Origin of the sequence: Olleya namhaensis (genome assembly GCF_900114005.1) — a bacterium.
Taxonomy (GTDB): Bacteria; Bacteroidota; Bacteroidia; order Flavobacteriales; family Flavobacteriaceae; genus Olleya; species Olleya namhaensis.
Genome location: NZ_FORM01000001.1, coordinates 539297 through 565079, shown reverse-complemented (window position 1 = coordinate 565079; position 25783 = coordinate 539297). Strand labels below are relative to the sequence as shown.

General features: G+C 28.6%; 27 protein-coding genes. All 27 read right to left on the bottom strand.

The window, feature by feature from the left end:
- Positions 1-56 precede the first annotated feature (56 nt).
- Genes BMZ09_RS02455 through rfbC form a run of 27 tightly spaced genes read right to left on the bottom strand, consistent with a single transcriptional unit; the run spans position 57 to position 25782 of the window.
- Positions 57-1295, bottom strand: a complete 1239-nt coding sequence (locus BMZ09_RS02455; RefSeq protein ID WP_090837188.1) for an O-antigen ligase family protein — start codon at positions 1293-1295, stop codon at positions 57-59.
- A complete protein-coding gene (locus tag BMZ09_RS02450) occupies positions 1267-2370 on the bottom strand; it encodes a DUF1972 domain-containing protein (RefSeq protein ID WP_090837186.1) in 1104 nt (367 codons plus the stop codon). The genes BMZ09_RS02455 and BMZ09_RS02450 overlap by 29 nt, the downstream gene beginning before the upstream one ends.
- A 1-nt stretch (position 2371) precedes the next feature.
- Positions 2372-3631, bottom strand: coding sequence for a hypothetical protein (locus tag BMZ09_RS02445; protein WP_090837185.1), 1260 nt, complete (start codon positions 3629-3631; stop codon positions 2372-2374).
- Between the two features lie 7 nt (positions 3632-3638).
- On the bottom strand, positions 3639-4802 hold the full coding sequence (locus BMZ09_RS02440; protein ID WP_090837183.1) for a glycosyltransferase family 4 protein: 1164 nt from the start codon (positions 4800-4802) through the stop codon (positions 3639-3641).
- Positions 4799-5473 (bottom strand): acyltransferase, encoded by a 675-nt coding sequence (locus tag BMZ09_RS02435; RefSeq protein ID WP_090837182.1) that lies wholly within the window; start codon positions 5471-5473, stop codon positions 4799-4801. Before BMZ09_RS02435 ends, BMZ09_RS02440 begins: the two co-directional genes overlap by 4 nt.
- The gene (locus BMZ09_RS02430) at positions 5442-6260 is read right to left on the bottom strand and encodes a glycosyltransferase family 2 protein (RefSeq protein WP_090837179.1); all 819 of its coding nucleotides are present in this window, start codon (positions 6258-6260) and stop codon (positions 5442-5444) included. Before BMZ09_RS02430 ends, BMZ09_RS02435 begins: the two co-directional genes overlap by 32 nt.
- Positions 6261-6262: 2 nt before the next feature.
- Positions 6263-7204 (bottom strand): sulfotransferase family protein, encoded by a 942-nt coding sequence (locus tag BMZ09_RS02425; protein ID WP_090837177.1) that lies wholly within the window; start codon positions 7202-7204, stop codon positions 6263-6265.
- Positions 7192-8115 carry a sulfotransferase family protein gene (locus BMZ09_RS02420; RefSeq protein WP_090837175.1) on the bottom strand — a complete coding sequence of 308 codons (924 nt, stop codon included), beginning with the start codon at positions 8113-8115 and terminating at the stop codon, positions 7192-7194. The genes BMZ09_RS02425 and BMZ09_RS02420 overlap by 13 nt, the downstream gene beginning before the upstream one ends.
- On the bottom strand, positions 8106-8990 hold the full coding sequence (locus BMZ09_RS02415) for a sulfotransferase domain-containing protein (protein ID WP_090837174.1): 885 nt from the start codon (positions 8988-8990) through the stop codon (positions 8106-8108). The genes BMZ09_RS02420 and BMZ09_RS02415 overlap by 10 nt, the downstream gene beginning before the upstream one ends.
- Positions 8983-9492: an acyltransferase gene (locus tag BMZ09_RS16285; RefSeq protein WP_218143721.1), complete on the bottom strand. Its 510-nt coding sequence runs from the start codon at positions 9490-9492 to the stop codon at positions 8983-8985. Before BMZ09_RS16285 ends, BMZ09_RS02415 begins: the two co-directional genes overlap by 8 nt.
- A 48-nt stretch (positions 9493-9540) precedes the next feature.
- Positions 9541-10836 carry a flippase gene (locus BMZ09_RS02405; RefSeq protein WP_090837172.1) on the bottom strand — a complete coding sequence of 432 codons (1296 nt, stop codon included), beginning with the start codon at positions 10834-10836 and terminating at the stop codon, positions 9541-9543.
- Complete coding sequence (locus BMZ09_RS02400) at positions 10833-13076, bottom strand: DUF6056 family protein (RefSeq protein WP_090837171.1); 2244 nt, start codon at positions 13074-13076, stop codon at positions 10833-10835. Before BMZ09_RS02400 ends, BMZ09_RS02405 begins: the two co-directional genes overlap by 4 nt.
- A 53-nt stretch (positions 13077-13129) precedes the next feature.
- Complete coding sequence (locus tag BMZ09_RS02395) at positions 13130-13729, bottom strand: hypothetical protein (protein WP_090837169.1); 600 nt, start codon at positions 13727-13729, stop codon at positions 13130-13132.
- Positions 13729-15120: a DUF6056 family protein gene (locus BMZ09_RS02390; protein WP_090837167.1), complete on the bottom strand. Its 1392-nt coding sequence runs from the start codon at positions 15118-15120 to the stop codon at positions 13729-13731. The genes BMZ09_RS02395 and BMZ09_RS02390 overlap by 1 nt, the downstream gene beginning before the upstream one ends.
- 2 nt (positions 15121-15122) lie before the next feature.
- Entirely contained in the window at positions 15123-16064 is a 942-nt protein-coding gene (locus BMZ09_RS02385) for a glycosyltransferase family protein (RefSeq protein WP_090837165.1), read from the bottom strand.
- Positions 16064-17185 (bottom strand): FAD-dependent oxidoreductase, encoded by a 1122-nt coding sequence (locus tag BMZ09_RS02380; protein ID WP_090837163.1) that lies wholly within the window; start codon positions 17183-17185, stop codon positions 16064-16066. Before BMZ09_RS02380 ends, BMZ09_RS02385 begins: the two co-directional genes overlap by 1 nt.
- Positions 17178-18059 (bottom strand): Gfo/Idh/MocA family protein, encoded by an 882-nt coding sequence (locus tag BMZ09_RS02375; protein WP_090837161.1) that lies wholly within the window; start codon positions 18057-18059, stop codon positions 17178-17180. Before BMZ09_RS02375 ends, BMZ09_RS02380 begins: the two co-directional genes overlap by 8 nt.
- 1 nt (position 18060) lies before the next feature.
- The gene (locus tag BMZ09_RS02370; RefSeq protein WP_090837159.1) at positions 18061-18789 is read right to left on the bottom strand and encodes a glycosyltransferase; all 729 of its coding nucleotides are present in this window, start codon (positions 18787-18789) and stop codon (positions 18061-18063) included.
- A 7-nt stretch (positions 18790-18796) separates the two neighbouring features.
- Positions 18797-19336, bottom strand: a complete 540-nt coding sequence (locus BMZ09_RS02365; RefSeq protein ID WP_090837157.1) for a hypothetical protein — start codon at positions 19334-19336, stop codon at positions 18797-18799.
- 19 nt (positions 19337-19355) lie between these two features.
- The gene (locus BMZ09_RS02360; RefSeq protein ID WP_090837155.1) at positions 19356-20315 is read right to left on the bottom strand and encodes a lysylphosphatidylglycerol synthase transmembrane domain-containing protein; all 960 of its coding nucleotides are present in this window, start codon (positions 20313-20315) and stop codon (positions 19356-19358) included.
- 6 nt (positions 20316-20321) lie between these two features.
- Positions 20322-21575 (bottom strand): sulfate adenylyltransferase subunit 1, encoded by a 1254-nt coding sequence (locus BMZ09_RS02355; RefSeq protein ID WP_090837153.1) that lies wholly within the window; start codon positions 21573-21575, stop codon positions 20322-20324.
- A gap of 57 nt (positions 21576-21632) precedes the next feature.
- The gene (gene cysD / locus BMZ09_RS02350; RefSeq protein ID WP_090837151.1) at positions 21633-22538 is read right to left on the bottom strand and encodes a sulfate adenylyltransferase subunit CysD; all 906 of its coding nucleotides are present in this window, start codon (positions 22536-22538) and stop codon (positions 21633-21635) included.
- Complete coding sequence (gene cysC / locus BMZ09_RS02345) at positions 22531-23133, bottom strand: adenylyl-sulfate kinase (RefSeq protein ID WP_090837150.1); 603 nt, start codon at positions 23131-23133, stop codon at positions 22531-22533. The genes cysD and cysC overlap by 8 nt, the downstream gene beginning before the upstream one ends.
- A 4-nt stretch (positions 23134-23137) precedes the next feature.
- Complete coding sequence (locus tag BMZ09_RS02340; protein WP_090837148.1) at positions 23138-23590, bottom strand: DUF2061 domain-containing protein; 453 nt, start codon at positions 23588-23590, stop codon at positions 23138-23140.
- A gap of 2 nt (positions 23591-23592) precedes the next feature.
- On the bottom strand, positions 23593-24390 hold the full coding sequence (gene cysQ / locus BMZ09_RS02335) for a 3'(2'),5'-bisphosphate nucleotidase CysQ (protein ID WP_090837147.1): 798 nt from the start codon (positions 24388-24390) through the stop codon (positions 23593-23595).
- Entirely contained in the window at positions 24383-25240 is an 858-nt protein-coding gene (rfbD, locus tag BMZ09_RS02330; RefSeq protein ID WP_090837145.1) for a dTDP-4-dehydrorhamnose reductase, read from the bottom strand. Before rfbD ends, cysQ begins: the two co-directional genes overlap by 8 nt.
- The gene (gene rfbC, locus BMZ09_RS02325; RefSeq protein ID WP_090837144.1) at positions 25237-25782 is read right to left on the bottom strand and encodes a dTDP-4-dehydrorhamnose 3,5-epimerase; all 546 of its coding nucleotides are present in this window, start codon (positions 25780-25782) and stop codon (positions 25237-25239) included. The genes rfbD and rfbC overlap by 4 nt, the downstream gene beginning before the upstream one ends.
- Between the last annotated feature and the right edge of the window lies 1 nt (position 25783).

Here is a 25783-nt window from a genome sequence, read left to right as displayed (position 1 = left end):
AATCTTTTGATTTTAAAAAAGGAATTCTAAAACCGAATAACTAAGATTTTTTTATTTTAATCTGTTGGTAATTTATTTACATCTGTAGATTTACAGGATCGATTAAACAAACACAATAATACAGAAGAAAAAATTAAACCTCTCTGAACCCAAAGAAAAGATTCTGTAATAAATAACATAATTAGGAGAATACTAAATGTAATGAACAAAAAATCTTTTGATCTTAAAGCTGATTTAATACTGTTTAGCAATATCAATAAAAGTAATATTAATGCAAAAACACCTCCTTCAGAGAGGATTTGAGCGTATTGATTATGATAATTGTAATAATGAAATCCTTTATAAGTATTATAATATTCATGCTTATCTTTCAGACTTAAACGAGATGCAAACAAGCCGTAACCGGATAATATAATTTTATCTTCCTGTATTTGTTCACTTAGCAACCTTAATTGGAATAATCGAAAAGAAGTACCCGTCCATAAATAAACCCTGTCAAATCGTTCTTTTTTTAAAACTTCATTAAATTTTGTAAATTTGGCCTCCTCTTGGAGCCTAGTGACTAACTGCTTTGACGACAAGGCTATAACCATACAAATTAAAGCTCCCGAAGCAATTACTTTATAAGTGTTTGTAAATTTATTAAAATAGATAAAATAGATAAATAGAGATATGGCTAAAATAGCTAATATCATCTTTGAAGAAAGAAGAATTAATAAAAATATAAAGAAAAGTATCCCTATTTTATCTGTTACATTTTTTTGTTTTTTTGAAAGTAGATAATACAAACTCACTGAAAAAAAAACAGAAACATAAATTGCATTTAAATCGAAAACAGTAACTAATTTATGATACGAAAAAACATCTAGATTTTTGGTTTTTAAATAGTTTACACATGCTGATAATATAAATAATACACCATAGCAAAAATTACTTATCGTAAAATATTTTAAAACTAGATTTCTTTTTTTTTTGCTAAATTCTGGTAAACAAAGAAATGATAAAGGAATTAAAAATAAAGCTAAAAGCCTGCCAATTCCTTTTAAAGTTAATTTAACATCCACCGTCCAAAGTATACTACTGGCTAAAAAAAGGTACAGCGACATTAGCAACAACAGTGTTGTGTTATATTTTATTTTTACTTTATTAACTAAACCATAAGTAATGGATACAACCACAAATACTCCAAGAGCAATGCTGCTTGGCGCATAACCAATAAACAATGTCGATAATATTATTGCAATTAAATAAACAAATAAATTGTCGTTATTGATTATACTCCTTATTACATTCATTTAAATAATCTAAATATTGTTTGTTAATATTATTCCAACTAAAATTTTCTATAATAGCTTTTTTGCAAGCTTTTAGTTTATCTGAATGGTTTATTTTATCTACAGTATTTATATAGTTTTCTACATCTAAAGCATTATCAAAATAAAATGCATTGTCTTGAAGTATAGATTTATTAAATTGATTATTGTTAGCAATTATTAAAGAATTAGAAGCCATTGCTTCCAATAAAGAAGGGTTTGTACCACCTACAGAATGACCATGGAAATACAAATTAGAAAAATGTCTAAGATTATTAAGATGTTCTAAATTATAAATCCCGCCTTGAAATTTGATATTAGTATGATTTTTAAATTTTTCTTTTAAATATGCTCCAAACTTATTTACATCATGCTTCCCTACAACTATAAAAGGTGTTTTTTTCTTTGATTTTGCAACACCATCTAAAATAGTTTCTATATTATTTTCTGGCTCTAATCGCGCTATTAACATATTATAGTTATTAGCCTCTAATTTATATTCTTTTAAAATGCTAATATCTGGTTGATTAAATACTTCGGCACCATAAGCGATATACTTTGAATCAACCTTATAATTTTCTTTTAAGTAATTTTGAATACCAATGGAATCTGAAATTAAAAAATCACTTGATTTTACAGCTAAACCTTCTGCATATTTCAAAAAGCTACGTACTTTCGAAGAATATTTAGACCGTTTCCATTCCAAGCCGTCCATATTTGTAACAATAGTAGCCTTCTGTGGTAAAAGTCTCCTCCAAATAGAATTACTAGTATAGCCTAATTGTAATAATACGTCAAAGTTTCTTTTTCGAGCATCCAATATGCAGTTCAAATCATATATAAATTGACCTACAGTTCCAATTTTCTCTTCGGGGTCTTTACAGTGTATAATATTAACACCTTTAAATTTTTTCTCTTTAAAAGGGTGTGTAGAAGAATTATAGACGTAAACTTCATGGTTGTTTTTAGCTAAATATACAGCAAAAAACTCTGCAAACTGTTCAAATCCTCCATGATAATTTGGAATTCCTCGCGTTCCTAATATTCCTATTTTCATATTAAATAGTATTAATTTCCATTAACTCATTTTTATTTGATTGCTGTTTTTTAAAATATGTTTCCAAAAACAATGCCGCTCCCAAAAATACCGCTATTGTTTCAGCAGGATTATACATGCCTGTTATTACTAACGAAGTAAAAAAGTAATAAATCCCTATGGTTGAAATAAGTCTTCTTGTTATCAAATAGTTGTTATTTCCATTTACATTGTAAACTTTTAAATACAACATAAATAAAAGTAATAAATACAACAATAAGCCAATAATTCCTGATTTAAAAAAAACAAAAACATAGCCATTATGTATTATGGGTATAAACTGTAACATTTTTCCTGACAATTTAACTTCAAAATCAAGGTCTACTAAGCCTCCTAAGCCATTACCAAATACTACCGCTCTAAAACCATTTTTATTAGTCGTCTCTATAGCTCTAATTGCCTCATAAGCCCTAAAATGATCCCATAAATCTCTGTGATTATTAATATCTATATCAGTTTTTATAATTTCAGAAGGTGCTATTTTAATTTTATATAAAAAACCATTAATCCCTACATCTTCTGCACTCAAATTCATTCTATTTAAAACACCAAAAAACACAAAAAAAGCAATTATTAAGATACCTAAGTATTTTAAACTTTTGAATGTAAGTCTTAAATAGCCTTTCATCGAAAATATTACCATAAATAAAAGCAATAACATTGTTCTTGAAAAATAGAATATGATAGAACATAACAGTAAAGCATACAAAGCATATTTTATGTTTTTTGTCTTAAAATACTTCACTTCTTTGTTAAGGAACAAAAATGTGAAGGAAAAAATTTCAACTATATTACCTTTTCCAGATGATGCTCTAATTTCCGCAATCCTTCTAGATTGTCCCAAAAGATCAGGAACCACTTTTAATAAATGTAATACCGCTGCGATAATACCGATATATATGATCGCTCTAAACAAATATTCTTTATCTTTTATTTTACTTGTTATGAAGTAAGCAGCATAAATAATTAATATAGGTTTTAATAAATACCAAACATCTCTTAAAACATCATTTAAGTTTGGACTTTCAAAAAAACTAGATATAAATGCTGTTATAAATATTAAAAACAACAACAAGACAACAGCTAATAGCTTAATATTTAATTTAACATTTACAACAAATGAAAACAAAATAGTAAAAGCAAGTACTGCAGTTAGTACCAAATCATTTCTTACAATAGAAAGAAGAACCAATAGCGCGAGTAATAGTATTTTATAAATCATAACTTTATTATAAAGTTTCCTTATAAAGCAAAACAAAACGATCAACGTAGGTTTGTAAAGAAAATTTATTTATAGCTCTTTCATACCCGTTTTGTTTAAAAACTTCTGCTTGTTTATTATTAGTAAGCACTTGTCTTATTGCATCTTGTAAAGATGAAACGTTTCCTGGCTCAAACAGATACCCTGTTTCTGGTAGTACAATTTCTACTAAACCACCATGGTTTGCTGTAATTACTGGTTTTTTAGCTAACATCGCTTCTAATGCTACTAAACCAAATGGTTCAGGCTCAGTAGACGCTACAACTGCAACATCTATACTATCCCAAATACTCCATATATTATTTTGAAATGGGACAATTCTACAATCATTTTCTAAACTAAATTCTGTTATTTTATGTTGTAAATCTTCTACAAAATGTTCTTGGTTAGGTGGTGCTGAACCAATAAAAACAAGCTTTAAATTATTAAATTCTGATTTTATATTATTGAAGGCTTCCAGTAAAAGCTGCTGGCCTTTCCATTTATTTATACGCCCCACTAACCCAAGCACAATATCATTTTTATCTGCTTTAAAAAGGTCCCTTCTAATAGCTTCTATTTCTTTATTGCTAGTTACTGCTGTTTCTCTATCCAATCCATTTAAAACAATATAAGATTTAGCCTCTAATCTCGTTCTTTTATTACATAAAAAGGTTTTTGTTGCCTTAGAGTTATAAACCACTTTAGTGGAAAAATAATCTACAAGTACGGGAAAAACATTACTAACAAGTTTTGGTTTTTCAATTATTTCATGAACATGCCATATATGCTTAATTCCATATCTTTTTGCAAAAAAAGCACCGACTAAAACAGCCAAAGTATTTGAATGTACAATATCTATTTTCGTGTCTTTTAATGATTTTTTTAGTTTATTTACCGCAGTTACTATCTTAAAAGGAAGCACCACTAAACGCTTTGAAGTAAACATGCTTCTAGAAACTTTTATAATAGGAGAAATTATAACTCTAATATTATGTTCTTCTAGCTTATTTTTTAAGGGACCATCATTAGGAAGTACAACAACAACATTAAAATCTGGATTAATATTAATGCCATTGGCTAAATACAATAACGTTTTATCTGAGCCATATAATTCGGCAGACTGATGTATGTAAAGTATTGTTTTACTCATATTTGTTTTAATACTTTTGCTGGTACTCCACCAATAATTACATTATTAGGAAATATGTCTTTAACGACAGCTCCTGCTGCTACCACACAATTATCTCCCACCTTAGAACCATCTAGAAAGGTTACTTTTGAGCCAACCCAAATGTTGTTTCCTAAAACTACACCTATCGAGGTAACCCCTTGTTCTCTTATAAGCTTTGTTTTATCTAAAAAATTATGATTTTCTGAATGAAAACTTATGTACTGCCCCATAATAACATCGTTACCAATGGTCACTCCTCCAGAGCACCCAAAATAAGCATACTCTCCAATAGCTGAGTTATTTCCAATGGTTAACCCTATACCGTATTTTGACAAATGACTTGTTGTGCTAACTGCAGAAAAAGCGCCTATTTTAACAGAATTACCAAAATTTACTGGACTTTTTGCATAGCAATCTAAAGTGGTATGTTTTTCTATTGTACAACCATTACCAAATTTAAAGTTGCTTTTATTGTAGATAGTTACTCCTTCTCCTAGAAATATTTTCCTCCTAGTTTTTACAATTCCTCTTAAAAACATAAATAGTCTTCTACTAAAAATAGAGACTATCAGTTTATCTGGTATGCTTTGGTCAGGTGTGTAATTTTTACCAAAGGCTTTAAGAAGTTTTTTTAAAAGTTTTTTTAACATCTTTAATCATAAAATTAAAACCTACACTTAATAAGGCCAATTGTTTTTTAGGTGTTTTTAAGTGCTTGTTTATGTACTTTTTAAAACCTTCTTTTAGCATGTGCTCTCTACTTGCTCCATAACCACCAAAGTGAAGGTATTCTATATTTGGTAAATATAATACTTTGAAATTGTGTGTTGTTACTTTTTTACAAAAATCTATATCTTCTACATACATGAAGTAATCTTCATCTAGCCCTTTTACTGTATGCCAAATAGCAGTTGTTGTCATTAAAAAAGAACCTTCAATCCAATCTATTAATTTTGGCGTATCATCTTGAAAATCGCCTGTTTTAAAACCATTAGCAAAATTATATAAACGCGATAATTTAATTAATCTACTAGCAGAAGGGAAATAACCAACTGAATGCCTATATTCTTCATCTTTTCCTAACATTTTAATTCCCACAATACCAACATCATTACTTTTAAAAGCATCTATTGCTGGTTGTAAACTATGTTTTAAAATAGTATCATTATTTAATAGTAAAATAAGGTCGCCATCACTTTTACTTACTCCTAGATTATTACCTTTTGCAAAACCTAAATTGTCTTTACTTTTTATTAGTGTTATATCTTTAGAAAATTGCGTTTCTAATAACTGTATACTGTTGTCTTGCGAAGCATTATCTACAATAATAATCTCATAAGATATATCGTGACATGTGTTTTTTATAGACGTTATACAGTCTTTTAAAAAGCGTTCGCCATTATAGTTAACTATTATTATTGAGAGTTGTTTTTTCATTTTTAGTTAAAGTATTTCCACTTTGTTATATCTACATTCAAGCTTTTAATCTGCTCGATATCTTGTTTAAAATATGCTTTTAAGTCTACTAAAGTTTGAGCTTCAATTTCTGGTTTAGCTTCTGTGTTTTTTTGTAACACACTTTCTTTATACGCTTTATACTTATTAGCGAGTTTGCTTCCAATTAGTTTTAAAACCATTTGTTTTAATCCGGACGGTTTTAGTAAGAATGCGGTTAATTTATTCTCCTTATAAACACCTCCTTTATTAAAAACGGTGTTTAGATTTTTTGGTATAAAATTAGCGTCTACATTTAAAAAATTACAGATAGATTTTACTTCGCTTTCTGCGTTTTTAATAATGTCTTCAAAAAGTACGATTTTAACATTATCGTTTCCAAATGCGTTTATGTATTTCATGCAATTTTCAAAATATAAAGAGTGTTCTTTATAGCGATAAAAATCACCAAACCCTTGTTCTTTTCGTTTGGTTTCACTTTGCAAAGCTTCCGTAAAAGGGAGTGTTTCTAGTAGTAAACGTTTTTGATGTAAAAAATTAGAAAAAGCTCTTCCTATTGGGTCTCTTAACGTAATTATGATTTTTACATCTTCGCCTAAATACGATTTTATTAAAGGTATTGCCGAATCTGCAAAATATAAATATGAAGGTGAAATGTCTCCAGAAGCAATTTCACTTTTCCTATTTTTATATAATAATTCGTATTCTTCTTTACTTTTAATTACAGTTTTTAAAGCTAGCTTATCTCCTGGTCCTTCCGTGTTTTCTTTTAGCTTATTATACGTGTAAAAATGAAGTTCTTTTTGTTCTGGAAGGTAAATTTCTGGGTGTTCTTTTAAATAGCCATATAAAGAAGAGGTTCCAGATTTTGGAACTCCTACTACTAAAAAATTTGGCTTTTTATTGATTTGTTTTACTGTTTCCATTGATTTAAATCTTGTTGCAACAATTGCTCCAGTTTTATTATATCTGCTTCAAAAACAGTATTTAAATACGCTTTATCTGCAGGTTCTATTATAGGTTTTTTTTCTTGCTTAAAGAGCATTTTATTATTTAAATATTCTTTTACAAATTTTGGCACTAGCAACTTTAATAAACCAAACTTGTTTTTATAGGTAAGTATAAACTTAGATATTTTACCTTTTGGCACTACATAAGGGTTGTATACTTTATTATAATCGATTGTATCTATGTAATTTGTATCAATGTTTAAAAATGCACAAATGTCTTTTAAATATTTTGCTGTGTCTTTTATAAAATCTTCATAAATAACAACTTTAATTAGCTGGTTGCCAAAAGTGTCTAAATACTGTTTTACTTGGTCGTGATATAAACCTATTTCTGTATACAAATGTGCTCTTCCCCAAGTTTTAGGTTGAAACTTAGCATCTTTTAAAAGTGCTTGTTTAAAGTTTTCTTCGATTTGATTTCCATCTTTTAAATCCATTAAAAACTGCGAAAATGCGCGTTGTACAGGATTACGTAAAAGCATTACAATCTTTGCTTCGGGAAAATCTTTATGAATGCGTTTTGCTGTTTGCTGATCCCATAAATAGGAAGGAGAAGAATCTGCTACTATAGCTTGGTTTTTAACTTCATCAAATAACGAAAAATAAACCGCTGGATCTGTAATAATTTTATTGTGATAGAACTTTCCTTTTTTAGGTTTTATGTAAGCGGAAGGATTGTGCGACTCTGCATCTGAATAAAAATTAGGCTCTTTTACATCTGGAAAAAAAACATCTGGATGTTGTGCTAAATAGTTATATAATGAAGTGGTTCCTGATTTTGCAGCTCCTACTATAAATAGATTAATGTTTGGTTTTTTTACTTCCATAAAGATAAATCTATATTCAATAATTGTTCTACTTTTTCAATATCGTCCAAAAAACAGGTGTTTGTTAATTGACTTATTTCTTGAGGAGTTAACTTTTCTGCTTCTGCTGGTTTTTGGTTTATGGTATTTATTTTTGAAGCTATTTTAAACTTAAAATCGTCTGATAATGGCAAATAACCTAACAACTTTTTCACTGGATTATTTTTATTAAAAATGATATTACGAAGCCATTTTAATTTAGGTTCTGATGCCTGATTACTTTTAGTTGCAGACTCTAATTCCTTGTAAGGAACATCAATAAATTCTTGTATTGTTTTTAAGGTTGCATCGTTATTTTTTATAATGTCTTTTTCAAAAAGAAAGACTTTTACGTTTTCTTTTCCAAAGGTATCTACATATCTTTTTATCTGATTATAGTATAAACCTCTATCTATATAACTAAAATGATTGTTATTATAATATGTACCTTCTTTTAATCTTGCAGGTTCTTTTTCTAAAGCTGTTTTAAAATCTTCGGTTTCAAAACCTCTTCTTTTACTCATTAAATAGTGAGAGTACGCTCTTTTAACAGGTTGACGTAAAACTATTATTATTTTTAAATCGTTGCCTAAAACATTTTCAATACGTTCTGGAACGTTTTTTAAATACAAATATTCTGGAGTAAAAACACCTGTTTTTTTATTGATTTTGTCGCCTTGAAAAAAGGTTTCCATCCACCAATCTAAACCTTTATTAAAACGTTCGTCTATATCGAAAAAATGAGCCTCTTTGCGTTCTGGCAAATAAATATTAGGATGCTTTTTTAAAATATCATGTAAGGATGTTGTTCCTGCTTTTTGCGCACCAACACATATAAAATCTATAGGTTTACTCATTTCTGTATTTAATTATTTTAGCAGGAACCCCTCCAACAATTGCATTTTCTGGAACATCTTTAGTAACTACAGCATTAGCAGCTACAATAGCTCCCGAATGTATGGTAACTCCTTTTGTTATAACAACTCCGTGACCTAGCCAAACATTGTCTTTTATGTAAACAGGTTCTGTTTGAATGCCTTGTTTAAGCATGCTTACATTCAAGTCTTTAAAATTATGATCTGTATCTCTAATAGAAACAGCATTTGCAATCATAACATCTTTACCTATTTCTATTCTGCTATTAACACCAATTACCGAATAGGAACCAATATAAGAGTTTTCTCCTAATACTAAAGTTCCTGAGCCTTGTATTAAAATGTCGTGTTTTAAATTGGTATTATTTTTAAGAATTACTTTTAATGGTGTTTTAGCATTAAAAAAAGGTCTAATATTTACACGTTTTTCTATACTGGTTTTACCTTCAATTTTAAATACAGAAGCGTACTTAATTCTATTCATTAAGGTGTGCCACTTTCGGTTTAACTTGGTTCTGTATTTTAACATGAATTAAAATCTAAAAAATGCGTAAAAATTAAATTCTTTCTTAATAAATATAATACACAATATATTCAATATTACATTAGATACCAAACTTGCAATTGCAGCACCAATAATTCCGAAATTTTTAATTAAAATATAATTTAAGACAATATTAACCAAAACACTAATAATAGTAAATCTTTTTAACTCATGCTGATGTTTAGTCATATTTAAAATTTGACCAACACTACCAGACATTGCATTAAACAATAAACCAATTGCAATAATAATTAAAGCGTATTCCCCTTGTACAAATTCTGCTCCAAATAGAGATAAAAACTGTTTTCTAAAAATGATTATTAAAACAATAATTGGCACAGATAAGTAAGTTATTATTTTTGTTGCTTTTTGGACCTCTCTTTGTATACCTTTTAAATTATCCTGACTATATAGAGTTGCTATTTTTGGTGCTAACACAGCATTAATAGCATTAATAATAACTAAAGCTATTGTTGCAACCTTGTATGCTGCATTATAAATGCCTACTTCTGCTTTACTAACCATAGCACCAAGCATGAAAACATCTGTCCAGTTAGATATAAAAATAAATGCTGCACTAAAAAGCATAGGAAAAGACAATGCAAAAAGGGCATTGTAATTATGCGTTTTTTTTGTTTTTAACCTTTTAATTGGCAAGAAGAAAACTGCTATAACTGCTAAAACTAAAAAAGGGAGGAGATATGCTAAATAGATACTCTCTTCCGTTGTGTTTTCGTTTTTGTAGTACATAACACCAAAAACAATAAAAAACAAAGCATAGGGTAGTACATAAAGTAATAAGCCGTAGCTAGTAAACAGTTTTTTTCCTTTTATAAACTCCACCAAAAATTTATGAAGTACTAAAAACACAAAAAAGTAGGAGAGTGTTTTTAAGTATGGTATTAGTAATGCGTCTTTAAAAACATAAACAGCAATAACCTTAGACAATATGAAAATAATTAAACCACCTATAAGTCCTGAAATAAAGACTGCTTTAAGTGCATTTATTAAATAACTATTCTGTGGTGTATTATTGCTAAAGAAATTAACATCGGATGTTAGTTTTACTATTGCAAATGGTAAGCCTAACGAAAAAATTAATAGTAAAAATTGTGCTGTAGTAAGTAATAATGCAAAACGACCATAGGTTTCTGCACCAAAAAGTCTTGAAATAAGTATTATGGAGGCATATGCTAAAGCCATACCTAGCACTCTAAGTATTAATACAATGACACTATTTTTAAACGTGCCAGACTTTGCTATGGATTTTAGTTTTTGTATCACTTAATTTGTTGAAGGGTTTTTAGTTTATCACGTAACTTATTATTTCCAATTAATTTGGAATCTATTCTATTTTTATGCTTTTTAACTCCATATTTTGCTTGATTTATATCAATCTCTGTATTCCATAAATTAGGCGAATTAAAATAATCTTTTACTTGGTTTTGGTTTACAGTAAAAGATGTTTCTATACTTTCTATTTTAATTTCTTTAATAGTGATTTCTTGATCAAGTACAGAAGCATAATCGAATCTAAAATTTGTAGGATTCGCTTTTTTAGTATCTATTAAAAAACGAATAGTTTGTAAACTACCTTTTCCATAAACTTTTATAGATTGCGATTTTTCAGCATTATATGCTTTATTTTCTTGTAAATAATACAAGGTTAACCCATCGTTTTTCTTTAAATATATTTTAAACGAGACAAGCATTTTATTTTTAGTAAGAACTAATTCTTTTTCCTCCGTTTTATTTTTCGCAAGATTGTCTAATTTAATTTGCTTTTCTATTTCGCGATGTTTTTGTTTTAATATTTTATATGGATTTAACTCTTTGTTGTGTAATTTAAATATAGTTTCTTTAAATTCACTTAAAAGATATTTTTTACCTTCTATCTCAATACTATTAATATCAGGTTCTATTTGCAAACCAGAGTAGTTGTTATCTCCAAACCTATCAGATGAGTCAAACTTTAATTGTTCATACCTTATATTACCGGACGCATCAAACAATTTTAAATCTACAGACCCAACTTTAAACTCAGATCTTTTAATACATAATGTTCTTTCGTTAAAATAATAATCTATATTTTTTGTTTTAATAATTGGGCTTGACAATTCCTCTTTTAACTTTATATTTGTGATTAAGTTTAAAACTCTTATATCCGCTAAATCAGTATTTAAAATAATTGGATTTTTTCTATTAAAAAAAGTAACATACACCTTATCCTTTGCAATGTCATGATTTAAAAAAGTATGAATAGTTTTAAAGTAATTTTTCGTGTAAGGAGGGATTTTTTGAACTTCATTGTTATAGTTATTAATCAAAAAATGTCTTCTCGCCATCTCTTCTTCATTCCAGTTTTTTAAATCTTCACTTAAAACTTGATTAAAAAGTGTTTTAATATTATTCTTTTTATTAACACCTATAAAGGCAAAACCAATTAATATTAAAAAAATTAATATGTAGTGCGAACGTTTTTTAAAACTCTTTTTTTGAAAAAAAGCATTACCTATTAATAAAGTGATTATTAAAACCCCTACTAAAAAAAAAATGGTAGATGTGTTTGCCAACCTATCAGCACTTTTTTTAGCTATTGTCATGCCCGTCAAAACAAGAGGAATAAAAAAAGCTGAAATGCTTGTAATTATTAATATACTTTTAGAGATTAAAGATAGTTTTAATCGTTCCTTAATTGATTGATTAATAGAAGAACTTAATACTAAAATACTTATGACCATCAATAAAACAATAAAATTAATATGATTAGAAAAGAAGTCTTGAAACGTATCAACTATTAAATCAAAATTTAAGGATAAACTAGTATTATCATACTTTTCTCTCCTAATATTATTCCCTGGTGAAGTATAAATAACAATAAAACTACAGATAGAAATTATTAATAAGACTAAAAGTTTTAAATTATTTTTTCTTTTTTCTAAAATATTGATAGTTAAAAGAACTGAAAACAAAAACGCATTTACTAAAGAAAATATTTCTACCATTCCTCCTTGTAATATTAATAGTAAAACAAGAACAATAAACTTATAGTTGTCTTCTATCTCTAGAAGTAAGCACAAAATAATTAAAAATAGTGCGCAGCCAAAAGTGTAGGAAAGAGCAGAAGGAAAATATAATGTAGCTTGAAAAAAATCGTTAACTGAATATAAGTAAGTGGCGTAAATAATAAAGGTGAAAATTATACTTTGTGGGTACTTAAAAACTTTTTTCGATAGTAAAAACAACGATCCGATAAGAAATATGTTAAGTATAAAAGTAACAGGAGTTCTATTTTCGTAAAGTCTATAATCATTAGATAAACCCTGTCCCCATCTTCCATTCCATTTTAAGTAGTTATGTTTAAAATAATCCCAACCTGTCCAATCCCTAAAAGCGTTAACAAAATCATCACTAGTTAATGTTAAAGAATAATTACTACTTAAAACTATAAATACTAATATTAAAAGTATCAGTATAATTGAAAATATCACATTAAAAGTTTCTATTGCACGTTTATTAGTCATAAAAAATATTTTTTTTTGAAATTTATACTATGAGCTTTTTAAAAAGCTGCTCCTTATTTAGCAACAGTTTTATTCATTGGTTTAAATGTTTGCAACATTTTTTTTAATTGTTGTGTGCCTTTTAATTCTGGTCTAAATTTTTTAATATTTTTATTTAATGCTTTTAAGGTATTGTTGTTATATTTTAAATACTTATTTGTTTCAAAATAATTTAAAAATTCATCAGCTTGGATCTCTTTTGTTTCACCATTATATTTTAATAAAATTTTAATTATTTCAATTTCTTCAATTTTCTCTTTTTTATTTATAAATGGTCTGATAGTAATATCTTGTGGAATATCTTTATTAGTGTTTTTTATAAAGAACACTGGTTCATTATGTCTGGCACGTCGTCTTATTTTAGTTGTTTTATTTTGATTTTGATTTTGTGTAAAACTCAATTCAATATCTGTATCTGCTTTTATGTTGATAATTAGAAATAGTCTGAATGTGCTTTCAATTTCATTTGTTATTTTCCCGTTATATTTAAGCAATTGCGTTTTACCATCATTTGCAGAGAAATTGATGTCTTTTAAAGATAATTCTATGTTCTTATTGCATGCTACTAACAAGAAGGCAACAAAGACAATATATGTGTAATGTTTATTTCTCATCACATTAAATTTCCATAATTAAATTTGTAGGTAATTTTATCTTTTATATTTTCATTAAGAAGGTTAAGTCTGCTGTTTGGCAATTCTTTTACTTCCATTTTTTTACTACCTCTTGGTATAACTATTGCGACATAATTGGAATTTTGAGTATAAAACATTTGTTTAGAATTAAGAACAGCATCTAACTTTATTTTTAAAACCTCTTGATCTACTGTAATAGTTAATGTTTTAAATTTTTTCTTTAAAAAAAGATTGTTTGTCTGAAAAACCAAAGTATGTAAAAATTCAGAATAATATATTTGAATAACATTAACAATAGTTTTATTAAATTTAATTTTAAAAATCACATTCAAGGTATAAGCTAAAACAACTAGAAAAAACAAAAACAATATTACTGTTAAATTATAGGCTTTTGGCATACCTACTTTTCCGTTAGATGCTATAAAACCAACTGTAATGGGTGTTACGACTAATGCTATTGAAAACAATAATAAAAGTGAGAATCTAATTTTTAAGTTTAATTTACTTGAGAAAACACCCTGTTTTTTTATAAGCATAAATACAACAACTAATATTACTACAAAAAACAAGAGTGAGCTAATATTTAATTGATCGATTAGTTCTCTATTTAAAGCTTCAAAATATTTGGTAAAATCAAAATTACCCGAATATTCTGAAGTTTCTAATCTTTTACTTGTCCTCTCTCTACGTCTTATACTTCCTGGAGAAAACACTACAAGTAAACTTCCAGCTAATGTTACAACAAGATATATAATGGTGTAAATATTAAATTTAAATTTCTTAATTTTAATAGAATAGATAACGTCTTCAAAAACCAAATAGCCTAGTATTAATAATACTATTACAAATAAATGCTCCACCAGTCCTGTACTAACGAAAAGCAATAATACGCTTATTATCATAGTTTTAAATTTTGGTTTTGGATGCTTTATGTATATACCAAAAAATAAAAATATAAGAGATAAGCCAAACGTGTAAGATAATGCAGTGTTTAATAAATGAGTAACTTGATATAAATTGTGAGCAGAATAGAAAAAAGAAAAATAGCAAACTGCTGTTACAATAATTGCCTGTTTCTTAAATAATTGTTTTAACAAATAATACATTGAAAACACTAAAAACATACTATTTAAAGTAGTAGAAATAACTGTATTGGTTTGCAATCTATAATCAAAGGTTAAACCTTGAGCCCAACGCCCTGTTATTACATAATAATTAAGCTTTAAGCTTTGGATAGCTGTTTTAAAAAAACCGTTAAAATGACCATCTATTGTAGAAGCATATAAATGATTTGCTATTATTGTTATTAGTAGTAAAGAGAATATAACTAATAGTGTATAAAGTAAAGAAAGTACATTCTTACAACTCATAATTAAGATAATCTTTCAATAGATTTAAAGGAATAAGGCTTTTGTATTTGCGCTTCACGTAGTAATACCTCCATATATTTAGATAAAACACCCAATATAGCAAAAATACCACAAAAACTTATGGATAGAAAAATCATGGTTGTAGTCCAACCGTTTTGTATTAAGTCTGGTTTAGAGAAATAGCTAAATAAAGTAAAGCCTATTACAGAAATAGATATTGCTAAAAAAAACAAAGATAAACCTAAGCTTATTTTTGTACCTATATTAGAATAGTATATTAGAATATTAGAGCCTAAAGATATTTTATCACCTAATGAGAAATCACTTTTTCTGTCTGCATTATTTGTTACTGGATATTTTAATATATTGGTTTTTAATCCAGAATAATGATAATTTATTTTTCTATATCTAAACGATTCTTTTAAACTAGATCTGTTTAACATTCTTCTAGATACAATTCTAAAGGTTTCTGTGGTTAAATATATATCTTTATTAGAAAGCCTGTTTAAGATACTATAAAACGGTTTAGATTTTCTGCTTAGCTTGTTATCAGGTTCTGCTGCTACTACGTCATAACCTTCTAAAGATTTATAATAAACTTTTAAAATAAAGTCTACATTAAAATCTATATAAATAGAATCAAACTCAAAAATAAAATCGCCAATAGCAAGCTCTATTCCAGATCGCATAGCGTCTTCTATATTGTGCGCCCACGATAAGTTTATTATTTTAATAACTTCTTCTTGTTTTGACAAAAAACTAGAAGATAAAATTTGATTTGGCTCTAGATTATTGGTGTTATTTACAATTATATACTCATAGGCTTCAAAATTTTCTTTAAAAACTCTATTAATTTTAGTTAAAAACGCTTCTGTCTGTTCTGCATTATCTTTTACATGTATAATTACAGAGATAAAGTTTTTTTCTTTTATTTTATAATTCATTATTCTAATATTTCGTCTAAATCATAAATTGTGTTTATTTTACCTGAGAGTACAGAGTAGAAATCTGGTTTCTCTGAAAATTTTTTTACTATTGTTGGCCTAGAGTCATCTATTTCTGATGAAAGTAAGACTGTTTTTATTGAGAATAGTTCTTTTACAAACTCTATTTCAATATCATCTTTCAAATATTTTTTAGCCAAGTTTTTCATAAACAACCAAGATGATTTAGGCTTATTTATACAATGGTTACAATTGTTTAATTGTTTTGGGCTGCAACCAGTACCTTCTGTTTGACAATTAAAAGTAGGCAAAAAATCAGTAGAAACCTTATGTGGCGTGTACATTACTGCCGAGAGGGAATGATATCCTGTTTTACCAAATGGCATAAGTGAAAAAAATGGTCCATCCATTAATGTTAAACCTACGTTTTTAATATTACTAGATACTTTGCATAATATCATTTCGCAAAGTTCATACTTAATTTTAAATGGTTCAAAGTTAAATTTATTTAATATTTGATTTATGCTTCCATAAGTTGCGTTAAGCACAAAAGGTGTTACTAGCTTTTCTCCTGTTTTTAAACCAATAGTGTATGTGCCATCTTCTTTTTGTATTGTATCAATTCTAGAGTTATAAATAATTGTACAATTAGTATATTTTTCTAATTCTTCTAGAAAATAGTTTTTTAAAATCTCTGCATCTAACGTATATTCCTGTGTTTCAAAAGCACCATCGCAAATACCATCTTTGAAGTACTTGTCTAAACTTACCTCATCACATTTTATATTTGCAGCATTGCAAAACTGCTTAAAGTTTTCTGCACTTGCCCAAGAAAATATTGAAGATGTTGCATATATTTTTTTAAAATCTTTATGGACGCAAAAACCATAATCTTTATTAAAACGATCAAAATATTGAGCAGATTTTATGGCAGTTGAATAACTACGAGGATAATGGTAACCATTATGCACTCTTGCTTGATTTACGTAAGTGGCTCTTGAAAATGCTTCTTTGTCATATTCTAAAACAATCACTTTTTGTCCTTTTTTCGCACAAAATAATGCTGCATATAAACCATATACCCCTGCTCCTATAATTATTTTATCTGAAAATTTAGTCATTCATCGTTTTATTTAATAATTGAGAAACTTGGAAAGCAATGTTTCTATTACCCACAACTTCATTATTTTTAATAGAATTTGAAAAGTAATTTAAAGCATTTGTAATATTATTACTTTCCTCAAACGATTTTACAAACTCTAATGAATAGGTATTGTCCGCTTCCTTTTTGTAAAAATATATTGTTTGTTCCGATAAGGGAGAAAAATACAACATGCCTTTGTCACCTATAATTTGAATAGATCTTTGTTTTTCTACACTTAATAAATCTGCGGTGAAATTGGCTATATGATCCTTGTTTTTTACACTTACGTGCATCGTTTTATTTTCAAATTGGTTATTAAAAATTATTTCAGATTTTGTAAGTGTGGTTTTTTCAAAAAAGAAAAAATATACTGCAAACAAATGGCATCCTAAAATCTCAAAAGCATTGTGGCTATCATAAAATTTACCAAACTGTTTTAAATTGAAATTTAACGCTTTAATTTTTCCTACTTTGCCTAAATTACATTTTAAGTAATTAATAGATGGTGATTGTGTGTAAATATAATTTACATAAAGTGCTACATTTTGTTTCTTTGCTAACGTAAATAATTCTGTAACAACTTCTGGATTTGTTGTTAATGGTTTTTCGCAAAAGACATGTTTATTAGCGTTTAAAAACTGCCTCGTATAATTTTCTAAATGTACAATAGGAACTGCTATAAAAACAGCTTCAATTTGCTTATTTAAAATGACATCTATATTTGTGGTGCCTTTTGGGTGGTTTTTTATACTCCTTGAGTAAATGTGCAGTAAATCAAAATCATTAGAAGCTTCTAAATATTTTTCAAGTAGTTTTGCCCAATCCCCATAACCTATAAGCGCAACTTTCATTTTATATATTTTTATTAAAAAACCCTTTTTTTTCTTTTTTTAATCGTAGTATTTCTTTAAAATATTGCTTACTTAAGTTTTTAACATTTACTTTTGAATTTGGATCATCTGTCCATTTTACTGGAATTTCGGTTATTTTTTTTCCTGACCAATCTCCTTTTACTAAAATTTCTGTTGAAAAAAACCAACCATCTAGATCAATTCCTGTTTCTATTAAATTTTGAGCTACTTCCCTATTAAAATATTTAAAACCACACATTCCGTCTGTTATGCCAACACCCAAATAATTTTTGACAATTAAATTAAATCCTCTAGAGGTTATTTCTCGTAATAGGCTTCTGTTTTTTACTTTAGATTTACTTAAAAGTCTAGATCCATTTACTATATCACAGCTTTTTTCTACAAATAACAATTGGTACACTTCTTTTAAATGGCTTAAATCTGTTGCCAAATCTAAATCCATATAACCAACTACGGTTGCTTCTGAAGCCATCCATGAAGTTCTTAATGCTAAACCTACACCTCTTCTTGGTACTTTTACAAAGCGTATCTCTGAGTTATTTCGTGCTAATTGCTCTCCAATTTGCTGTGTATTATCTGTAGAACCATTATCGGCTATAATAATTCTAAAGTTCTCGGTGATTTCAGATTTTACAAAATGTAAAGATTTTAAAACATTTTCTTCTAATGTTTCCTCTTCATTTAAAACTGGTATGGTGATTTCGAACATGTAATTATTAATAAATGTTTGCTTCTAAACGTTTAATTAAGATACCTCTAGAATTAAAAAAAGCTCGCTTATTGTCATCCCCTTCGATTTCATAACTATTGTCTCCTTTGTTAAACTTAATATACTCATTTGGGTTTAAAAATTGAAATACTTTTTCTTTAGGAACTACAAACTCATCATCATTTTGTTTAAAAGATAAAGAATTTATAATCACGTTTTGCTTGTTATTTTTACCAACAACAAATAACAAACCAAATGGATATTTTTCTTTTGGTAAATTAAATACAAGATCTTGTGCTACATCAGATCCTACAACTGCAACATTTATTCCTCCTTTAGGATACCATTTATTATCTTCATCTTTATATTGAACAGAAAATTCATCATCCTTCGGAATAACTGCGTTTATTTTAATCTCTAAATAATCTGTGCTTTCTTCGGTGGTTTCTTTAATAGTAACTTTATTTTGTTCTATTGTTTCTTTTTTATCACTTTTACAAGCAATAATAGAAACACATAAAAACAGTGCTATAAAATTTTTTTTCATTTTGTATCGTTTAAAATTATTAATTTAGTTTGCTTTTATTATATATAGGAAGGCAAATAAAAGATAAAATACCTATGATTGTAATCATTACTGTTTGTGAGGCCCAAACAATCCATCCAAAAGCATAACTAGGCTCTTTAGGTAGATCAAACAATAAAAAAGCAGCAAGTACAGCCGCAGGATAAAAAAACAATCCTCCATTTGTAGCTGCAATTGTAAAACTAGCTGCAATAAAAGCAACTATAATTGCCGCAAAAGGAGTTTGATTTAAATCTTCTAGAGCAAAAGATGTGATGTAAAACATAAGTACATACATACACCAAATAAATATAGTATGAAATAAAAATGTCCATTTTTGCTTAAGTTTAAAAATACTGGTTACTCCTTTTATAAGTCCAGAAAGAAAATTCTTAATTTTAATTGCAATTTTTAATTTTGATTTTTGAATAAAGATTAAAAAAGCTATTCCTAAAACCAATAAAATCCCGAGTCCAAATAATATTTTAGTTAGGTTGAAAGTTTCTAATAAAATAGAATAAATAAAATCAAATTGAAAAAAAAGTGTAATTGCAACGATTATGAGTATTACTGCTAAATCTATAATTCGCTCTGCGACAATAGTACCAAAACTTTGCTCGAAAGGTACTTTTTCATAGTTAGTAATTACTGCCGCTCGTAATACTTCTCCAGATCTAGGAATGCCATAATTAGCTAAATATGCGGCAAATAATGCCATAAAACTATTAGGGAGTTTTATAGAGTACCCCAAAGGTTTTAGCATAAATTGCCATCGATATGCTCTAGATATATGACTTAAAAGACCAATAAACATCCCTGTCAGAACCCATAGATAATTTGCTTTTTTAAAATATGGTATAATTTCCGAAAAGGGTAATTTTGAAAAAGTTAGCCACCCAAAAAAACTAGCAAGCAGTAAAGGTAAGCCTATTTTAAATCCTTTTATTAGTTTTTTATTCATGTATCCTTAAACTATCATTCCTGCTGCAACGGTTTCATTTGTAGCGTCATCAACAAGAATTATACTTCCAGTTGTTCTGTTTTCTCTATACGCATCTACCATTAATGGTTTTGTTGTACGAATTTTAACTTTACAAATATCATTCATATTAATCTCTTTATCGTCGTTAATACGCTCTAGAGTATTAATATTGTATTTATAAACTACTTCTTTAATCATCGCTTTTTGATCATTAGAAGTGTGTTTTATGGTGTATTTAGCTCTTGCTTTAGCCGAAGCATTGTTTAACCAACATAACATTACCTCAATGTCTTGTGATGCTTCTGGTTTGTTGTTAGAACGTACAATCATGTCTCCACGACTAATATCAATATCATCTTCTAGCGTTATAGAAACAGACATTGGCGCATAGGCTTCTTCTAATTCTTTGTCTAAAGTATCTATCGTTTTAATTTTAGATGTAAATCCAGATGGCATTACTGTAATCTCATCTCCTTTTCTAAATATACCACTTGCAACACGTCCTGCATAACCTCTATAATCTATAAAACCTTCGCTTTGCGGTCTTAAAACGGTTTGTACAGGGAAACGAGCGTCTACTTTATTAATATCGCTACTAATATGCATAGTCTCTAATGTGTGTAACATTGGCGCTCCTTGATACCAAGGCATGTTTGTAGACTTATTTACAACATTATCACCATCTAAAGCACTCATTGGAATGAAACGTACATCTGTTACTAGCATTTTTGAAGAAATGTCTTCGAATTGCGTAACAATGTCATTGTACACTTTTTCAGAATAATCTACCAGGTCCATTTTGTTTACACAAACAATAATGTGAGGTATTTGCAATAAAGATGCTATAAATGCGTGTCTTTTTGTTTGCTCTATTACACCATGTCTTGCATCTATTAAAATAGTTGCCACGTTTGCTGTAGAAGCTCCTGTAACCATATTACGTGTATACTGTATATGTCCTGGAGTATCTGCAATAATAAATTTACGTTTAGGTGTTGTAAAGTATCTGTAAGCAACATCTATAGTAATACCTTGCTCACGTTCGTCTTTTAAACCATCTGTGAATAAGGCTAAATCTACCCCTTTGTGGCCTTTCTTTTTACTTGTATTTGTGATAGCTTCAAGTTGATCTTCGAATATAGATTTAGAATCATATAATAGTCGACCTATTAAAGTACTCTTTCCATCATCTACACTTCCTGCTGTTGTAAAACGTAATAATTGATTGTTATCTAACATTTTTTGCTTTTTATATAATAGATTCTTGTTTTCACAAAAATTACAAATTTTTAATTTCTAGAAATATCCTTGGCGTTTTCTATCTTCCATTGCAGATTCAGAACGTTTGTCGTCACTTCTGTTTCCTCTTTCTGTGTTGCGCATTCCTGCAACTTCTGTAGCAATTTTCTCTAATGTATCTGCTTCAGATTCGTCTCCTCCTGTAATTGTAATATCACCTAAAGTTCTAAAACGTATTCTTTTAGTTACTACTTCTTCGTGATCTTCTAATACCAAAAACTCAGAATTTGGAATCCATGTATCTTGTCTCCAAACGACTTCACGTTCGTGCGCAAAATATAAGGATGGAATTGCAATGTTTTCTCTTTTTATGTAGTTCCAAACATCCATTTCTGTCCAATTACTAATAGGAAATGCTCTAAAGTGTTCTCCTTCAAAGTGTCTTCCATTAAATATATTCCATAATTCTGGTCTTTGGTTTTTAGGATCCCATTGTCCAAAATCATCTCTATGCGAAAAGAAACGTTCTTTAGCTCTTGCTTTTTCTTCGTCACGTCTTCCTCCACCAATCGCACAATCTATTTTATTAGACTCAATAGCGTCTAAAAGCGTAGTTATTTGAAGTGCATTACGTGTTGCGTTTTTACCTTTTTCTTCGGCTACACGACCATCATCAATAGAATCTTGTACAGAACCAACAATTAGTTTAACTCCTAAATCTGCAATTACAGAATCTCTAAACTCAATAGTTTCAGGAAAATTATGTCCTGTATCTACATGCATTAACGGAAAAGGTATTTTAGCAGGATAGAAAGCTTTCTTAGCTAAATGAGTTACTAAAATAGAATCTTTCCCTCCAGAAAACATGATTACTGGGTTTTCAAATTGTGCCCAAACTTCACGTAAAATAAAGATTGCTTCACTTTCTAATTCATCTAAATAATTTAAGTAATACTTACTCATCGCTATATTTTAATTTAGGTTTTATAAAGTTCATGATATCATGAACAGCTTCTTCAACCGTTTTTTCTTCGGTTTTAATTTCTATATCTGGGTTTTCTGGCGCCTCATAAGGTGCAGAAATACCTGTCATGTTTTTTATTTCACCAGCTCTGGCTTTTTTATAAAGACCTTTTACATCTCTACGTTCGCACTCTTCCACACTGGTGTTTATATAAACTTCGACAAAGTTAACATCTTTAACGATATTTTTAATATTCTCTCGGTCTTTTTTATAGGGAGAAACAAATGCTGCTAATGTTACCAATCCTGCATCAACCATTAAATTTCCAATTTCGGCTATTCTTCTGATGTTTTCTGTTCTATCTTCTGGAGCGAAGGTTAAATCGCTATTTATACCTTTTCTAATGTTATCTCCATCAAGGGTATAGGTTTTTACACCTAGTTTATAAAGTTCTTGCTCTACAACATTAGCAATTGTTGATTTTCCTGAACCAGAAAGTCCTGTAAACCATATCAAAAAAGAGGTATGGTTGTTTTTTTCTTGTCTATCTGTTTTTGAAACTTGATAGTTATGTGAAATTATATTTTCTTTCATTAGTTTATTTTCTACCTAAAAAATAGTTTCTAATTTTTCCTAAAGGTAATTTTAACCATATTTTTTCATGTACATAATATAGTACAAATTTAGTAAACAATTCTGTTAATGCAATATAAAGAGCTATTTCATTAAACCCTTTTAATACAATTCCAGAAATGATAAAAGTCGTTGTAGTAGCTACAATCCGCCATGAAATGGATTTATATAAAATTTCTTTATTTGTTGTTGCTTGTTTACCAAGACGGCGTAACCATATTCTTTCGTGAAAATAAAATATTGCTAATTTTAATAAAAACTCTGATGCTCCTATTTTAAGAGCATCTTCTATACTACATTCTCCTAATAAGCAGGTTACAAAAAGAACGACTAAAATAGTATCTGCTAGCGCAATAAAACGCCAAGATATTCCTTTTAGAATACTACGTATATGTGATGATTTTTTTAAAGATGCCATGTTTAGTTTTTAGACACTAAAAACCATGGGTTTAGCAGGTTTTCTTTGTTATATAAAAGGGATTGATTTGTTTCTTGCGAAATTACGTCTATTCCTACAGCATTGCAGATTGCCTGTCCTGCAGCCGTATCCCATTCCATTGTTGGTGCAAATCTTGGGTACACATCTGCATTACCTTCTGCTACTAAACAAAATTTTAATGAGCTTCCTTTTGAAACGACCTCAACTTCTTTTCCTTCTTTTTTAATAGACTCTACAAAATCTAATGTTTCTTGACTCATATGAGAGCGACTGCCTACTACTTGAACAGGGTTAGATTCTGGTGCTTTTGGTTGTAATACTATTGCTGCGCTAATGACTTCTTCAACAGAAGCATCATGCGAATCTAATTGAGTTTTAAAAGCTTCTTTAGTTGTTACATTTGCAACATATATTGTTTTTGTTGCTGGCACATAAATAACACCTAATTCTGGTTTACCATTAGTTACTAATGCAATATTTACAGTAAATTCTCCATTACGTTTTATAAACTCTTTTGTTCCATCTACAGGATCTACAACCCAACAAGTAGTCCAGTTTTTTCTGGTAGGATAGTCTGTTTGTTTATTCTCTTCACTAATAATTGGAAACTCTGTATTTATTAAATATGAGTTTATTACATCATTCGCTTTTTTATCTGCTTCTGTTAAAGGCGATTTATCGTCTTTAATTTCTACATCAAAAGGTGTATCGTAAACTTGCATGATTACTTTTCCTGCTTCTAAACTTGCTTTTATGGCTATTTGTAGATTTTTATTCATTGTTTTTTACTATTGCTTTTCTTAAACTATCTCTCCAATGTGGTATTTCTATTTGAAGATTCGTTTTGATTTTGGTTTTATCTAATACGCTAAAATGTGGTCTTCTAGCTGGAGTTGGATATGCTTCCGATTTAATTGGTAATACTTTAATATAAATATTACTTTCCTCAAAAATAGCTTTTGCAAAATCATACCAACTTGCAACCCCCTCATTACTATAATGGTAGATGCCGTATTGTGTGTTATTTGTTGTTATTATTTTTAAAATAGCTTGCGCTAAATCTGTTGCATAGGTCGGTGTACCTATTTGGTCTGCAACTATATTTAATAGGTCCCTGTTTTGAGATAAATTTATCATGGTTTTCATGAAGTTATTACCATTTTCAGAATATAACCAAGAGGTTCTTATAATAAAATGTTGCTCTATATTTTTAGCAACTTCGCGTTCTCCTTCCAATTTTGTTACACCATACACCCCTGTTGGATCTGTTTCATCTGTTTCTGTATATGCAAAAGATTTTTCACCATTAAAAACAAAGTCTGTAGATACTTGAATTAGAGTTGCTTTTTTTTCTGCGCAAACTATTGCAAGGTTTTTTGAGCCGAGTACATTTACATTTTTTGCGTTTTCTTGATCACTTTCAGCTTTATCCACTGCTGTATATGCTGCACAATTTATGCAATAATGAAAAAATTGATCGTTAAAAAACTGCTGTACAGCATTAAAATCTGCAATATTTAATTGTTCTGAGTTGGCGTATATAAAGTTTAAATTAGAATGATTGGACTCTATATCTTTTATACACGTTGCTAATTGTCCGTTTCCTCCTGTTACCAAGATATTAATCATAGTCTAGCTTTATCTAACGTTGGTAAGATTACATCTTTTTCTGACACAAGTAATTTATTTTCAGGCAATTGCCAATCTATGTTTAATTTTGGGTCATTATATATTATTCCACCTTCTGAAGCTTTGTTGTAAAGGTTATCACATTTATATGAAAAAATAGCTGTGTCACTTAAAACAATAAAACCATGTGCAAATCCTCTTGGTACAAATAGTTGTTTCTTGTTATCTTCAGATAATTCAACAGCTACATGTTGTCCAAATGTTTTAGAGTTTTCTCTAACATCTACAGCTACATCTAAAACTTTTCCTTTTATTACACGAACTAATTTTGCTTGTGCATGTTCTCCAACTTGGTAATGTAATCCTCTTAAAACTCCTTTGGAAGAAAAAGACTCATTGTCCTGAACAAAATCTACCTGTTTATTAATTAAAGAATTAAATTTTTCTTGGTTAAAACTTTCGAAAAAATAACCTCTTTTATCTTCAAAAATAGTTGGTTCTAAAACAAAACAGCCTTCTAATTTAGTTTCTGTTGCCTTCATA